This window comes from Bacteroidota bacterium, from assembly GCA_016718825.1.
GTDB lineage: Bacteria > Bacteroidota > Bacteroidia > J057 > JADKCL01 > JADKCL01.
Genome location: JADKCL010000033.1, coordinates 72,032 through 88,349 on the forward strand (window position 1 = coordinate 72,032; position 16,318 = coordinate 88,349).

At 49.6% G+C, this 16,318-nt stretch carries 11 protein-coding genes; 9 read left to right on the plus strand and 2 right to left on the minus strand.

Features of this window, described 5'->3' with window-relative positions; genetic code table 11:
* Positions 1-4 precede the first annotated feature (4 nt).
* The 3 genes from moaA to IPN95_24490 all read left to right on the plus strand — a co-directional run bounded on the left by moaA (position 5) and on the right by IPN95_24490 (position 4,072).
* Positions 5-988 carry a GTP 3',8-cyclase MoaA gene (gene moaA / locus IPN95_24480; protein ID MBK9452524.1) on the plus strand — a complete coding sequence of 328 codons (984 nt, stop codon included), beginning with the start codon at positions 5-7 and terminating at the stop codon, positions 986-988.
* A 55-nt stretch (positions 989-1,043) separates the two neighbouring features.
* Positions 1,044-1,391: a LysR family transcriptional regulator gene (locus IPN95_24485; protein ID MBK9452525.1), complete on the plus strand. Its 348-nt coding sequence runs from the start codon at positions 1,044-1,046 to the stop codon at positions 1,389-1,391.
* 146 nt (positions 1,392-1,537) lie between these two features.
* Positions 1,538-4,072 carry a TonB-dependent receptor gene (locus IPN95_24490; GenBank protein ID MBK9452526.1) on the plus strand — a complete coding sequence of 845 codons (2,535 nt, stop codon included), beginning with the start codon at positions 1,538-1,540 and terminating at the stop codon, positions 4,070-4,072.
* A 342-nt stretch (positions 4,073-4,414) separates the two neighbouring features.
* On the opposite strand, the gene IPN95_24495 is transcribed toward IPN95_24490, so the two are convergent.
* Positions 4,415-5,794, minus strand: a complete 1,380-nt coding sequence (locus IPN95_24495; protein MBK9452527.1) for a tyrosine phenol-lyase — start codon at positions 5,792-5,794, stop codon at positions 4,415-4,417.
* Positions 5,795-5,976: 182 nt separating this feature from the next.
* Here IPN95_24495 and IPN95_24500 point away from each other — a divergent pair, with 182 nt between their 5' ends.
* Positions 5,977-7,299 carry a B12-binding domain-containing radical SAM protein gene (locus tag IPN95_24500; GenBank protein MBK9452528.1) on the plus strand — a complete coding sequence of 441 codons (1,323 nt, stop codon included), beginning with the start codon at positions 5,977-5,979 and terminating at the stop codon, positions 7,297-7,299.
* A complete protein-coding gene (thiO, locus tag IPN95_24505; GenBank protein MBK9452529.1) occupies positions 7,296-8,399 on the plus strand; it encodes a glycine oxidase ThiO in 1,104 nt (367 codons plus the stop codon). The genes IPN95_24500 and thiO overlap by 4 nt, the downstream gene beginning before the upstream one ends.
* 48 nt (positions 8,400-8,447) lie before the next feature.
* Here thiO and IPN95_24510 read toward each other — a convergent pair whose 3' ends face one another.
* The gene (locus IPN95_24510) at positions 8,448-10,268 is read right to left on the minus strand and encodes a hypothetical protein (protein MBK9452530.1); all 1,821 of its coding nucleotides are present in this window, start codon (positions 10,266-10,268) and stop codon (positions 8,448-8,450) included.
* Positions 10,269-10,420: 152 nt separating this feature from the next.
* Between IPN95_24510 and IPN95_24515 the strand changes: the two genes are divergently transcribed.
* From IPN95_24515 to IPN95_24530, 4 genes are all read left to right on the plus strand, one after another.
* On the plus strand, positions 10,421-10,873 hold the full coding sequence (locus IPN95_24515) for a cytochrome c (protein MBK9452531.1): 453 nt from the start codon (positions 10,421-10,423) through the stop codon (positions 10,871-10,873).
* Positions 10,874-10,908: 35 nt separating this feature from the next.
* A complete protein-coding gene (locus IPN95_24520) occupies positions 10,909-12,231 on the plus strand; it encodes a cbb3-type cytochrome c oxidase subunit I (GenBank protein MBK9452532.1) in 1,323 nt (440 codons plus the stop codon).
* Positions 12,232-12,396: 165 nt separating this feature from the next.
* On the plus strand, positions 12,397-15,333 hold the full coding sequence (locus IPN95_24525) for a vitamin B12-dependent ribonucleotide reductase (protein MBK9452533.1): 2,937 nt from the start codon (positions 12,397-12,399) through the stop codon (positions 15,331-15,333).
* Positions 15,334-15,448: 115 nt separating this feature from the next.
* Positions 15,449-16,162 carry a hypothetical protein gene (locus IPN95_24530; GenBank protein ID MBK9452534.1) on the plus strand — a complete coding sequence of 238 codons (714 nt, stop codon included), beginning with the start codon at positions 15,449-15,451 and terminating at the stop codon, positions 16,160-16,162.
* Positions 16,163-16,318 lie beyond the last annotated feature (156 nt).

Consider the following 16,318-nt stretch of genomic DNA (forward strand, 5'->3'; position numbering starts at 1 on the left):
TGTCATGGAACTCCGAGACCAATTTGGCCGCGTCCACGATTACCTCCGCATTTCTTTGACGGAGCGCTGCAACCTGCGCTGCTTTTATTGCATGCCAGAGGAGGGAATCGAGAAGCGGCCCCGCGATGAGTTTATGACCACGGAAGAATTGCTACATATTGCGGATACCTTTGTGCAGCTCGGCGTGAAAAAAATTCGGTTGACGGGTGGCGAACCATTGGTCCGCAAAGATGCAGGAACGATTTTGCGGGCACTTAGTGCGCATCCCGTGGATCTCGGGATTACCACTAACGGAATTTTGGTTCACCAATATTTGGAGGACTTTTTGGCTTCGGGAATGAAGTCCATCAACGTGAGTTTGGACTCGCTCGATGCTGAAAAACAAGCCAAAATATCGCGGAGGGACTACTTTCCACAGATTATGGACAATATTCACCTCCTGCTCAAAAATGATTTCCATGTCAAGGTCAATGCGGTGATCATGCAAGGGGTCAATGAGCAGGAGGTGGTAGATTTCGTCGAATGGACCAAGGATTTTCCCTTGCACGTGCGTTTCATCGAGTTCATGCCCTTCGACGGAAACCAATGGAACTGGGCCAAAAAGGTTTCGTCCGCGGAGATGATGGCGGCGATCCAAGCCCGATTTGACGCTGACCAATTGGAACGCATTGCAGACCGCCCCAATGACACCGCCCGCAACTACCGCATTGCTGGCTATCAGGGCACTTTTGGCATGATCAGTCCGGTTACGAATCCGTTTTGTGACAGCTGCAACCGCATTCGATTGACGGCGGATGGCAAATTGAAGAACTGCCTGTTTTCGCAAACGGAAACCGACCTGCTCGGCGCCCTGAGAAGGGGAGAAGACATCGTTTCCCTCATCCAAACCTCGATTTGGGATAAAAAAGCTGCCCGTGGTGGCATGACTTCCTTCGAATTGGAAGGGGCAATGCATACTAATCGGAGCATGATCAAAATTGGCGGATGAGTGATGGTTTCTTGAAAACTGTTTTGTTAATTGCTATGTTCATGAATGAATAGCGATGGAGACTCAAAAGAAATACGAAGTATCGTTTCGGATCTGGTTTTACACCGGCGGCGACAAGCTTTTGGGCATCGGCCGGGTGGAATTGCTCGAACGGATCCGAAAGACGGGTTCCATTTCCAGTGCAGCCAAGGAAATGAAAATGGCCTATCGCCAAGCCTGGCAAATGGTGGAGGAGATGAATGCCCGTTCCAATTCGCCATTGGTCGAGAAGAAGATCGGCGGCAGAAGCGGGGGAGGGGCCATCGTGACCGAAGCTGGCTTGAAAGCGATTGATTCCTTTCATAAATTGGAGGACAAAGTCAGGGCCTTCATCGCCAAGGAGGCCAAATACCTTGATTTTTGATATTTTTTTGTTCATCGCTATTCATTCACGGGAATAGCGGTGGCACCATTTGATACGATGAAAAGATTGAAGCAATGAAACGGAAGCCAATCAAAATTGCAGGAACTAGGTGGAACCATGTTGCCATTCTATTCTGCGTGTTGCAGATGTATGGGGGAGTCGTTCTTGCACAAGTGCAGCACGACAGCCTCGCAGTCCTTGGCGACAGCACCAAAAATTTCAACCTGAATGGCCTCGTGATCACGGCCTCCAGGACTTCCGAGTCATTTTTGCGCTCGCCCGTGAGCATCGAGCGCTTGGATGCAAAAGACGCCCACCTGATGGGGGCACCCACATGTTTTGATGCCGTTGAAAACTTGAAAGGCGTGCAAATGATTACGCCGAGCCTAGGATTCAAAGTGATCAATACCCGTGGATTCGCCAATACAACCAATGTGAGGTTCAGTCAGCTGATCGATGGTTTGGACAATCAGGCTCCCCATATCGGCGCGCCGATCGCCAACGCCCTCGGCGCCAATGACCTTGACATTGACAAAATCGAAATCATTCCCGGCACTGCCTCCGCCCTGTACGGTTTGAATGCCATCAACGGCCTCGCAAACATCCAAACCAAAAACCCCTTCGAATTTCAAGGGCTGAGTGTTCAGCAATTGACGGGTCTCAATCACCTCGGAGGATTGGACAATGTGGGACCGAGGGGCTATGCGCAGACCAATTTCCGCTATGCCCAGGTGATTCATCCGAAGTGGGCATTCAAGATTTCTGGCTCTTTTACCAATGGAAACGACTGGGTGGCAGACGATCGACGAGATTTGGCCGCAGCACTCAATGCCTCTACCGGCCTCATCGGCGCAGACAATCCGGCGAGGGACGAGGTCAATGGCTATGGGAACGAATCCTCCAACCGCCGGACGCTGAACCTCGATGGCAAGAAGTACGTGGTCGCGAGAACGGGATACCGCGAGGTGGACATCGCCGATTATAACCTGCAAAACTTGAAAGGCGACGCCGGCCTGTTTTGGCGTCCAAAACAGGGACATCAGCTAGCATTGACCTACAAAGGCGCCCTGCTCAACAATGTCTATCAACGGTCCAATCGCTTTCGCCTGCAAAATTATGGATTGCAACAATTCGCTGCAGAATACAAAGGCAAAGTGGTCCAAATTCGGTCGTATCTAACTACAGAGAATACCGGAAAGTCCTTCAATATGCGGTCCTTGGCAGAAAATATGGACCGCGCCTACAAAACAGATGATCAATGGTTTGCGGATTATACAACTGCTTTTGAAATAGCGCGTTTGGGCGGGAGCACAGAGGCGGATGCCCATCAGGCGGCACGTGTGGGCGCAGACGCAGGCAGGTATCAACCCGGGACGGATGCCTACGACACCAAAAAGGCCGAACTCGTGAACATTAACAATTGGGATGTGGGCGCAGCGCTGCGTGTGAAGTCGCGCTTGATACATGCCGAAGGATTGCTGAATTGGGACGTCTTGTTTCCGCAGTTGTTTGAAAGTTTGGGTGCGCAAGCCATGATGGGATTTGACCACCGCACCTACGCAATTGTGCCCGATGGCAACTATTTTATCAACCCCGAAGACAGCAGCCGCAACCTTCTGTACAGCAAATCGGGTGGATTTCTGCAGCTCAACAAAGACCTCCTCAAGACGAAACTCCGACTAGGCGCTACCTTACGCACCGACAAAGCAGATTATTTCTCTTGGAAGTTAAATCCCAGGTTTACCGCTGTTTATTCTCCGTTTCCGGCCTTGAATTTCCGAGGATCCTACCAAAGTGGCTATCGGTTTCCGAGCATTTTTGAAGGCTTTTCCAATGTCGTGAGCGGTGGCGTGAAGCGGGTCGGTGGCTTGCCCGTGATGTCCCAGGGGATCTTCGAAAATTCTTGGACCAAAGCCTCCATTGATCTCTTCCAAGCAAAGGTCATTGCAGATGTGAACGCGCAAGGAATGACACAGGCGCAGGCCATTGAGGCCAACAAGGGATTGTTGAAGCGCAATCCTTATACCTACTTGGAGCCCGAATTTGTACGTTCGCTGGAATTTGGTGTCAAAGGATTTGCAGTACAAAACCGGTTGCTGATGGATGCGGACTTTTATTACAATACCTACGACAATTTTATCGCGCAGGTCGAGGCAAGCATGCCCAATACCGCTGATCCTGATTCCATTCCCACCTACCTCAATGTCAAATCCAAACAGACGCGTTACCGACTTTGGACAAATTCGAAGTCCAAAATTTACAATTATGGTGCTGGCCTAGGATTGCGCTACCGCATCAATGACCATCTCTCCACGTTGGCCAACTTTAGCTATTGCAAGCTCCAAAAGACAGACGATCAAGATGGCTTGGAGGATGGATTCAATACGCCTGCCGTGATGGTAAATGCGACAATCATCGGCGAAAAGCTCTGGAAAAACCTCGGCGCAAGTGTCACAGGCCGCTACCAAACTGCATTTGACTACGTTTCCTTTCTCGTCAGCGGGACCGTTCCCGCCTTCTGGACCTTGGATGCGCAAGTCAATTATGTTTTTGCGAATCAGGGAATCACAGCCAAATTGGGCGGCACCAACTTCCTCAATCGCGGGTATTCCTCGCTGCTGGGCGGTCCAAGAATCGGCGGATTTTATTACCTCTCGTTGACCTGGGAGATCAGGGAATAATACTGGGCTATTCCTTTCCATCCTTGAGAACGCCTATTGTATCTCCGAATATGAACTCGATTTTGCATGGGCGAATGGCCATGAAATTCCAATGCAGATTGCAAAGCCGCACGCGGAGGCATGACTTCCTTCGAATTGGAAGGTGCGATGCACAGCAATCGGAGCATGATCAAAATTGGCGGCTAAATTGGCCGCATCGTTGGCGCTACCCAAAACGCGGTGTGAGCGCCAGCGACGCTTCTTGTGCTACATTGGTATTGCCCCATATTTGGTGGGTACACAAATATTGCGTAAACAAAGGTACTTTCCTGCGCGATCTCCACCAGGAACCAATATCTCCAATCAATCCGCCGGCTCAAACCTTGCCTGAAAAAACCGCAAATACTTTGGTTCATACACCATTTTTAATCCACCAATGGCGTCACGGTTTTCATAGACTGCTTGCACGGACTCCGCCACCACATCCATATGTGCCTGCGTGTAAACGCGCCGCGGGATGGTCAGGCGTACCAATTCGAGTTTTGGGAAATTGTTTTCCCCTTGCGCATTGCGGCCGGCACTCACGATGCCACGCTCCATCGACCGGATGCCAGCATCCAGGTAAATTTCGGCAGCAAGGCGCTGCGCCGGGAATTGGTCCTGCGGAATATGCGGCAGGAATTTGCGCGCATTCAGAAAGACGCCATGCGTGCCAATGGGGCGCACAATCGGAATGCCGGCATCAAGTAACTTTTGTCCAAGGTAAAAGACCTGCCCCACGCGCGCGCGGATGTGGTCGTCTTGCAAGGATTCTTCGATGCCAATCGCCATCGCCTCCATGTCACGCCCCGCTAAACCACCGTAGGTATGCAGCCCCTCATAAACGACCACCATGTTGCGCGCTTCCTCAAAAATTTCGTAATCATTCATCGCAAGAAAGCCGCCAATGTTGACCAAGGCATCCTTCTTGGCACTCATCGTCGCAGCGTCTGTCAGCGAACAAATTTCATGGACGATCGCAGCAACGGATTTTTGGGCATATCCTTCTTCCAATTGCTGAATCAAGTACGCATTCTCAGCCACACGCGTCATGTCATGCACAATGCGTATGCCATGCTGCGAACAAAGTTGACGCAGGGCTTTCAAATTTCCCATCGAAATCGGTTGCCCGCCTGCCATGTTTACCGTCGTGGCGACACAGATATAAGGAATCTTATTTGCGCCTTTTTCAGCAATGAGGCGGCTGAGTTTTTCCAAATCGATGTTTCCTTTGAACAGAAATGGATCTTCGGGATCATGCGCTGCATCGACGATTACATCTACAAATGTGCCGCCTGCCAGTTCTTGATGCAATCTTGTTGTCGTAAAATACATGTTCCCAGGCACAAAATCTCCGGGCTTGATTAGCAACTTGGAGAGGATATGTTCGGCTGCGCGGCCCTGATGCGTGGGCACAACATATTTGTAGGAGTAGCGGTCTTGAATGGTCTTTTCAAGGTGATAATAATTTCGGCTGCCTGCATACGCCTCATCGCCCATCATCATCCCTGCCCATTGTCGATCACTCATGGCCGACGTGCCACTGTCAGTCAGCAAGTCGATGTAAACATCCTCCGACTTCAGCAAAAATGTATTGAATCCTGCTTCCTCAAGCGCTTTTTTGCGGTAGGCGGATGTCGTCATGGTAAGTGGTTCTACCATTTTGATTTTGTAGGGCTCTGCCCAAGACCGTTTCTTGTCCATGTTGTTCAAATTTTCGCAAAGGTGCTAGCCTTGTATTTAGAAAGGTATGATGTGAATCATGTTTTGGCTGGTACTAAGTCTTGCTGCTTACACCAAAGCTGACCATGACAATACTCATGGATTTAGATGACAATGCTGCCTTAATTGGCGGAGCTTGAATCAAGTTTCAGGTGGGTATGCTGATGAGAATATTGTTGATTTCGCCAACGATTGATGCTGACAAACGAACCAACAAGGGATTAATGATGCCGCAGTTGTCCTTGCATATTTTGGCTGGACTCACGCCGGCGGAACATCAGGTAACGCTGATTGAGGAGGAGGTGCAAGATGTTGATTTTGAATTTGAATGCGACTTGGTCGGGCTCAGTTGTATGACTGCGAATGCGCCGCGGGCTTACGAACTTGCCACCGAATTTCGGCGACGAGGAAAAACGGTGGTGATGGGTGGAGTGCATCCAACCATTCTGCCAGAGGAAGCCGCGCAATATGCTGATTCAGTGGTGATTGGTGAAGCAGAAGGCGTGTGGGGATTATTGTTGGACGATTTTCAGCAGGGACGACTGCAGCCTACCTACCACGATCCGCAGCCCGATATGGATCAATATGTGCGCAAGGATTTTACGAAAATCATCGGGAAGCGCCTTTTTCAGCTCGTGCCCATTATGACCACACGCGGCTGTCCCTACAAATGCGATTTCTGCTGCGTTTCAGATTTGTATGGCACTAAAATTCGCCATACTTCGATTGAGAATGTCTTGCGAGACATCCATGAATCCAAAGCGCGCAATTTTATGTTCTTGGACGACAATATCATTGGACATGCCAAGTATGCCAAGGAGTTGTTTCGTGCCATCAAGCCTCTGAAAATCAACTGGGTCGGGCAAGCGTCGGTTTCTTTGCTTGTGAGAGACGACGAACTCATGCAACTCGCGGCCGAAAGCGGATGCAAGGGACTATTTTTTGGTTTGGAAAGCGTCTCCGAATCGCAATTGGGCACGATGAAAAAGGCCATCAAAGACATCGAGAACCTCGAAAATGCACTTTTTAAAATTCGAAAATCAGGAATCTTGATTCATGCCTCGATGGTGTTTGGGTTTGACAGCGACACCCACAAAGTCTTTGATGAAACGGTTGATTTTCTCATTCGCAACCAAGTGAGTACCGCTTCCTTCAACATTTTGACCCCTTATCCAGGTACCAAAACCTATCTCGATTTGAAGAAGGCTGGAAGGTTGATTACCACCGATTGGCGGTACTATGACCACAATACCGTCGTTTTTCAGCCGACCAATATGTCGCCTTACGAATTGCAAATGGGCAAAATCAATGCCCGAAAACGGTTTTACAGCCGCGTTTCCATTTTGAAGCGGTTGCGCGGGAATCTATTTGGCGCTGCAATTTATTTGGCAACAAACTTTGCGCACCGCCGGCAGGTCCGTGTGGAGGAGCAGCGCATTGCCCGCCTGCGTCCCATTTTGTTTACCCAAAACTCCGAATTCAGATGAAAAAGCAACCCACACTAGAGACCGTTGCCGTTGTCGGCGGTGGAATGGCCGGCCTGATGTCAGCTTATTTTTTGGCGAAAGCAGGGTTTTCTGTGACCCTCTTCGAAAAAAATACCTGTGGATCCGGCACCACAAAGTTTGCAGCAGGCATGCTTGCGCCAGTTTCTGAACTCGAATTTACCGAATTGAGCTTGCTGCGCATCGGGATGGAAAGTAGGGAATTGTACAATGAATTGGAATGGGACTTAGGCGATATTGGATTGATTCGTGCAGGAACCCTTGAGGTGGGTTTGGAGGCAGACGATGAGGCCTATTTGCGACGTTCCTTTGAATTCCAGCAACAACAAGGTTTAAACGTCAAATGGGTTGATGCCAAGGCGATTCAAGAAATTGACCCTTTCGTCGCTGCCAACATTCCTTTTGGAATTTATTCGGCAGACGACATTCAAATCGATCATTTTCTGTTGATCCAAATCCTGCTCGATCGCCTTCCCAAAATGGGCGTTGAAATTTGCGAACACAATGCGATGTTGGCCCTTTCTGAGGCACCCAAAGGTAAGTTGAGGCTGCTTGCAACGTTTGGGGAGTGGAAATTTGACCGCGTGGTCATGACCGTGGGTGCATTTGGAGGGGAGGCAATACCGTTACCAATGCCGATTTATCCTATACGGGGAGAAGTGATCAGCCTTGCGCCGCCTTTGTCGCCATTTCTGAGAACCACCATTCGCATTCGCAGTCGAATTTATGGAAATGCCTACGTGGTTCCCAAGCCGGATTGTATCATCGTCGGCACAACTTCGGATGAAAAGGGTTTTGCACCGCGGAATACTTTTGGCGGGATCCTGAACATCGCGCGGAAATGTTATGCAGCCGTGCCAGGATTGTATGATTTAGATATTTTGGAGATCGGTGCAGGATTGCGTCCTGCGACTTTGGATCGACTTCCTATGATCGGCAAGGAACAAGGTCGTGAAGTCTATCACCTCAATGGCTTGTACCGCCACGGCATTTTACTGAGTCCTCTGATGGGAAAAGCAATGGCAGACTTGGTTCAGAATAGAAAATTGTCGCCGGACTTTGCCGCCTCCGGAATCAGATAATTGGAGTGTTGGCGGTGTAAATTCCCGCGTTTGCCTTCGGCGCAAAACTCACAAAGGTTCTGGCAAGGAAATCGCCGTCAGCTGCTGCTCAAGCCGCGCGATTTCAGCGAGAAACGCCGCCCGGTATTCGTTTGATTCACGCACCATTTTTTCCTCCAAGGTTTTGCAATAAACCATCCCTGCAAGCAGGTTTTCCTTGAACTTCTTCAGGTAATTGGCCTGCTTGGTGGTCAGGTTTCCAATACTCTTTGTGATCTCCTTCTTGAAGTAATCTAGGTACAACACCGCCTCGTTGACAAAAAAATTGGGGCGAGGCAATTCATTGAGATGGTTTTCGCGACCATAAATATGATCAACCATTTCGCGTAGCGAAAAAGTCTTGGAAAAGTACGCCAAGTTGGGGCCCGGGCAAATACTCACGGACTTTAGCTTATGCGGTGGTTTTAATTCATGGTTCAGATAGGCAGGTGTCGCCAAGCCATTGCAGATACATTCCTTTTCTGTCACAGCTTCAATTTTTGCCTTCGCTTCCTCAGAAGGTATGTCGAGCGCTAGAATCTGTTTGATTTTGAGGTTTTGGTATTCGCGCGAGGCCAAACAAATAGGCTTTTCGGTGAATTCTGTGTCAAAACTGAGGTATTTGTTGTAGCAGGGACTACCGGGCCGACCCTTGTCGATCCTTTGAATGCGCTCCATTTCCGCCGAACTGTTGCGCAAATTGTTGAAGGGAACCCCGAGCGGCGAAGCATTGCTGAGATAATAGTCTTGTGGCTTGGCCGTTTCAAGTTGATGCAGCGTATCAGCATCCACCGTAGTCGCCTCGGGAACAAGCAGGAAGGGGCTTCCCCATCCGCAGCTGTCCACGGCAAAATTCTCGCGAAGAAATTCGTGTTCGTTGTGGGTGCCAATACCGCCTTGCACCGAAAGCTTGATCTCAGGACTTACCAGAAATGGATGCAGGTGCTTCAAAACCAAGGCATTGTTGCAAATTTCCAACAATTCTGCGGTCAGCGCGTCCTTCTTTTGATGAAATTCTTCAAGAATGGGTGCAAGCAAGAATCCTTCGCTAGCGAAGGCATGGCCACCGCAATTCAGACCTGATTCTATGCGAAATTCGGAGACCCAGAGTCCCTTTTTGGCGAGGAATTTGCCTTGGATCATGGCCGAACGAAAGTCACTGACCTTGAGAATGATTTTTTTGGACAATTGTCCATCCGCATTCGGGAAAAAATCAGCAAAGGATTCGCAGTAGGAATACAACCTTGGATTCATCCCCGCCGAAAACACGACGGAAGATTGCAATGTACTTAATGCAAAACCGCGCAAAGCTGCCATGGCGTCTGCATCCTCCGCAGGCAAAACCTCGCCGGATGCGGCGTAATTGGTCTTGTCCACTTTGGTCATGATGTTCACGTCAATCGCGCCGGGAACCAAATATTGTTGCAAAACTGCCTGCAGTTCGGACTTTTCAACCCCATCAGGAAGCCCTTTCATTCGGCGGTACAACGGAGAAGCTTCCGCAGATTCAGGCAACAATTCGAAGTATTTGCAGATCTCGTTGCCCTCGTCGAAGGCTTCATGGGCCAAAATCTTTATTTGTGATTGCACGATCTGTTGCAGCAAATTGAGGTAGGCAGTAATGCGTCTTGCGCGGAAATCCACCTCCTTTTCGAGGATGGGATCGAATCGAATGTCATACATCGCCGAATAATGCTTGCGCATGTCTTCGACCAAACCGTCGCCGACAATCGAAACCACAGATGAAATGCCAAATCGCGCGACTTTCACGGGGGAATCAATTGTAAATGCCAATCCCATTACGGGGATGTGGAACGTATGTTGTGAAGGAAATAACCCTTGTTGCGCCATCATTTTATGTTTCATCCACCTGCTCACCAACCGAGCTGGCTTTTTAATTTTCAAGTCTAAGTCTTTGTTTTTGATTTTAGCATGAAATATGATGTGAATCATTTAATCTAAAGGTTGGCTTGCCAAGATTGCAGCCATTATCTAGGAAACGAATGTCGAATGGAATGAAGCATGTCCCAGAAGTTCAACAAAAGCTGAAATGGCTGCGTAGGGCCACCTTCTTTACGCTGGCAATCCTCTATTTTGGCTACAGCTTGGCAGTTTACGTGGCCGGGGCCGGGGAGGGGACCAAGGGGAAACTCGTCACCCAGGAGGCGCAACGTGGGAAAATGATTTGGCAGGAGCACAATTGTCAGGCTTGCCATCAGATTTACGGTTTGGGAGGGTATTTGGGGCCGGATCTCACTGATTTTATGTCTATTCCAGGCAAGGGTGCCCCATGGGTGAAGGCCATGTTGCAATCTGGTCCACGCACCATGCCGCGTTTCCAGCTCTCTGAATCCGAATTCGATGCCCTGATCGCCTTCCTCGCTACGGTGGATGAAAGCGGCAATTTCCCCGAACCACAGGCCAAAGTGAATTGGTGGGGCTCATTTGACTTATAAGCCGACGAAATAGTTGTCCAGAAATCTGCCTGTCGATGAAAGCTCCCAAATATCCCTACTATTTTATTGGTTTATCCATGATTTGCCTGCTTGCATGCGTGCTGATGGGGCTAACAGGGGCATTTCAATATGTATTTCCAGCGTTGTTCAAATCCTTGCTTTCATTTGAGAAAATTCGACCCATGCATACGCTACTCGCCACGAGTTGGATCCTGCTCGCAGCCATTGGCGGTATTTATTTTTATTTGCATCAAGAAGGATTGCCAATCAAAGCAGTGCGTTGGCGACCATGGCTTCACTTCGAATTGTTTGTCGGCTGCGGTCTGACTGCGGCGGGTTTGTACATCGCCGGAATATTTGGTGGACGCGAATACATGGAATTCGTTTATCCGCTTTCAGCACCAATTTTGTTGGGTTGGCTGCTGTTTGCCTACAATTATTTCACCGCTGTAGCCCAATGGACCAAACCATGGCCGGTGTATTTTTGGATGTGGGCAACAGGGGTGGTGTTTTTCATCTTCACATTCAGCGAAAGTTTTCTTTGGCTTTTTCCCTATTTCCGCAACCATATAGTACGCGACATTACGGTGCAATGGAAGGCGAATGGCGCACTTGTCGGTTCATGGAATATGCTCATTTATGGCACTAGCATTTATGTCATGAACAAGATCAAGCCCGATTCCAAATCCGTCCGTGGCACGCTTCCTTTTGCGCTTTTTTTCGTTGGACTCACCAATCTGATGTTTGGTTGGGCCCATCACACCTACATTGTGCCCGCTGCGCCTTGGGTGCGCCATGTTTCCTACCTCATCAGCATGACCGAATGGCTGCTACTCGCACGGGTCATTTTTACCTGGAAAAAAAGCCTCCTTCCCGAGACCAAACTTTTGCACTTGATGACCTACAAGTTGCTGTATTCCGCGAATGTCTGGGTATTCATTAACCTCGCCATCGCCTTGTTGATTTCCATCCCTGCAATCAATTATTATACCCACGGCACGCAGATTACCGTTGCGCATGCCATGGGAACCACAATTGGCATCAATACCCCGTTGTTGTTGGCTTCGCTGTTTCTCATTCTTGGTCAAAAGCTGAAAACGACGCAATTGGCCTTGAGCAAATGGGGGTTCTTGATTTTTCATGGTAGCCTTGGACTCTTCTTCCTTGGCCTCCTCCTCGCCGGACTGATCCGCAGCCGATGGATGAATTCCGCCACAGGAGAAATGTTCCAAGAAATGCATCAAGCCTCACTCCCTGGCTTTTTGATGACCCTCGTTTCTGGGCTTGGCATCACCACAGGCTTGGCATTGATGCTTTGGCCATTGTGGAGAGAGGTGATCGTTCGAATCAAAAGATAATGGCATCAAACGAATGCAAACCTTCCCCACCTAAAAGTGTCCGTCTTGAATTTTGGGCATTTGCATTTGGCTTGTTATTAACATCTCCCCAACGCTGACGCCAATCATATTTCTGCAAAGTGCTGGAAATTAGATTTGCTAAAATAGTTTGATAGTCAGTTAATTATGAAAAAAACAAGTTCATCCGAAAACCCCAAAACTGGTTTGGAAATTCCGCGGCATTTTACGCAGGCCGGTACAAACCCATTCGATTTGTTTCAGTATCAGACCGTTAATTCTACCGTGCGAGATGCCACTGGACAAGCCCTTGGCGAACCGATTTTGGTGGAAGTCCCCATTCATTGGTCACAATTGGCAGCCGACATCCTCGCGCAAAAATACCTGCGCAGGGCAGGTGTTCCGCAACAAAATGGAGAAACTGGTTCCGAACATTCGGTAAAGCAGGTCGTGGATCGCTTGGCGAATTGTTGGCGGTTTTGGGGCGAGGAGAATGGCTATTTTTCCACGAAGGCCGATGCGCAGGCATTCTATGACGAGGTGACATTTATGTTGCTAGGACAATTTGCAGCACCCAATTCGCCGCAATGGTTCAACACGGGGCTTTTTCATTCTTACGGGATCGAAGGCAAATCTCAGGGGCATTATTATGTGGACGAAAAGACTGGCAAACTGTCCAAATCGCAGTCTTCCTATGCGCGGCCGCAACCGCATGCCTGTTTTATCCTTTCTGTCAAGGACGATTTGGTGAACGAGGGCGGCATCATGGACCTCTTTGTGCGGGAGGCGCGCATCTTTAAATACGGTGCCGGGGCGGGTTCCAACTACAGTCAGATTCGCGGAAAAGGCGAATCGCTTGAAGGTGGCGGCACTTCCTCGGGTCTGATGTCGTTTTTGAAGGTCGGTGACCGCGCTGCAGCAGCCATCAAATCCGGCGGAACCACAAGACGGGCTGCGAAAATGGTCTGCCTCGATTTGGACCATCCCGAAATCATGGAATTTATCAAGTGGAAGTCGGAAGAGGAGAAGAAAGTTGCTGCGTTGATTGCTGCGGGTTATTCGGCAGACTACGAAGGAGAGGCTTACAACACCGTTTCTGGGCAAAATTCAAACAACAGTGTTCGGATTCCGGATGCATTTTTCAAGAAACTTCAAGCAGGCGGGGATTGGGAATTGAAGGCCCGCACCAATGGCGCTACCCTGTCCAAGATTCCCGCAGCGAAACTATGGGAAGAAATTGGCGCTGCCGCTTGGACTTCGGCAGACCCGGGCTTGCAATTTGATTCGCGGATCAATGAATGGCATACTTGCCCTGCCGACGGACCGATTCGCGCTTCCAATCCCTGCTCCGAATACATGTTTCTGGACGACACAGCCTGCAACTTGGCTTCGCTGAATCTCAAACCGTTCTGGAACGCAAAGGACCAAACGTTGGATACAGTCAAGTTTGCCCATGCGGTGCGACTTTGGACCATCGTGTTGGAAATTTCGGTGACGATGGCACAGTTTCCTTCGAAGGAAATTGCACAAAGATCATTCGACTATCGCACGCTTGGCCTTGGCTACGCCAATCTTGGCGGCTTGTTGATGAGCGCAGGATTGGGCTACGACAGCGACGAAGCGCGTACCATCACCGCCGCCATCACCGCACTCTTGACAGGAGTTTCCTACAAAACTTCCGCCGAAATGGCGCAGATTCTTGGACCTTTTGCCGCCTACCCTCGTAATCAAGCCTCCATGCTGAGGGTATTGCGCAACCATCGGTTCGCCGCTTACAATGCGACCGAGGCTTGTGAGGGATTGACCGTTTTGCCCCAAGGAATTGACCCTGCAAAATGCCCTGAATATTTGCTCGAAGCCGCCTGCAATGCCTGGGACGGCGCCATTCAATTGGGCGAAAAATTTGGCTTCCGCAACGCGCAAACCACCGTTTTGGCACCGACGGGCACCATTGGACTGCTGATGGATTGCGATACGACGGGTATCGAACCGGAATTTGCCTTGGTAAAGTACAAGAAACTCGCCGGCGGCGGCTATATGACGATGGTCAACCAGAGCGTTCGTACGGCTTTGGGGCAGTTGGGTTATCCTTTGGAATCCATCCAGGCAATTGAGGCGCATATTGCGGCCACAGGCAATATCGAACATGCAAAGGAATTGAAGCCTGAGCACATCGCGATTTTTGACTGTGCCAATCAGTGTGGCCCGCAAGGCCAAAGGTTTTTGTCAGCTCAAAGCCACCTCAAAATGATGGCGGCGGCCCAACCCTTCCTTTCAGGCGCGATTTCCAAGACGGTCAATATGCCCAATCAATCGACCGTCGCGCAGATCAAGGACTGTTATGAACTTGCATGGAGCCTTGGTCTGAAAGCCTGCGCCATCTACCGTGACGGATGCAAAATGTCACAACCGCTGAATACCAGCGCCCAAAAACAAGAAGGAAAGGCAGTCTCCGAACTCGATCCGCAGGCCATTTTGGAAGCTGCGAGACAGATCATGGCTGCGAGCACCGACACGTCCTTTAAGCGGGAGTTGTCGCGCATTGTCGAACGCAAGCGCCTTCCTGCGCGACGTGCGGGCTTCACGCAAAAGGCCAAAATCGCTGGGCATACCGTATTTGTTCGAACCGGAGAATACAACGACGGCACCCTTGGCGAAATTTTCATCGACATGCACAAGGAAGGTGCTTCCTTCCGGTCATTGCTCAACTGTTTTGCCATTGCGACTTCGATCGGGCTGCAATACGGTGTGCCGTTGGAGGAATTTGTCGAGAAATTCACGTTCACGCGATTCGAGCCGGCCGGCATGGTCGAGCATCCCAATATCAAGATGGCAACCTCCGTGGTGGATTATGTCTTCCGGATGTTGGCACTGGAATACCTACAGCGGACGGATTTGGCCCATGTTGCCGACGAAAGCAATGAAATGGTGGCGCACATCGGCCAAAATGAGCCCTACGAAGGGGGCGCCTTGAAACCCTCCTCGGATGTGGTGCGGATGTCCTCGTCTGATGCCCCGCCCTGCACCGTTTGTGGGCACATTACCCTGCGCTCAGGAACCTGCTACAAATGCGTGAACTGTGGCACAAGTCAGGGATGCAGTTAATTGTCTTGGAATGTGATTCAAATCATTTTAGTGGACTCAGAGTCGACGTAATTTCGTACAAGACCGGTTTGCTGTTGCAGGTCGGTCTTGTTCGTGTACTTTAAAGAGCTAAAAGATGAAAACGACGAAATTTGCGATGCTTTTGATGCTTTCGGGAGGACTCTTTTTTGCGAGCTGCAAAGAAAAGGATACCCTAGGCGATGTGACGGTTTCGGTGGATTATTGGTCTGATCAACAGGCTGTTTCCATGGACACGATCATGTATGAAAATGCTGCAGGAAATCCTTACAGCGTCACCCACCTTCAATATTATATCAGCAATTTTACCTTGCACAGTGCCGATTTGGAATCGTTCCTGTTGCAGGATATTGTCTTGATGGACATTGAAAAAAATACGACACTGAATCTGTTGGATGTCCCGATTGGAACCTACAATTCGGTGTCGCTGACGCTTGGGCTTGACAATGCGCACAACACATCTGGGAGTTTGCCCAACACCCTGGAAAACAATGCCATGGCTTGGCCGGACATGATGGGAGGGGGCTACCATTTTATGAAATTCGAAGGGTATTTCAGGGATAATCTTCAGGTACAACAAGGATTTGCCGTTCACCTCGGAAAAACTGGAAATCATGTGAATTGTACCTTCCCGATTAGTCTCGTTGTGGATGGTGAAGGTGCTGACCTGAGCCTGAAAATGAACCTCAACGAATGGTTTGAACATCCCCAAATCTTCGACTTCAACATTGATGGCTCCTCTATCATGGCAGACACAGTGGCACTTCAGAAAATTGCAGCCAATGGCGTAGATGTGATGAGTGAAAAGTGAAAAGTGAAAAGTGAAAAGTGATCAGTGTTACGCTTAGGGGCTAAATTACAGCACAAAACCGACTTCGTGCATTGGAGCAGCTGTAGCGTCCTTTGTCATGCAGAGCGAAGCGATGCATCTACCAGTTAGAAACACCTAACACTGCTCAGTGTAACT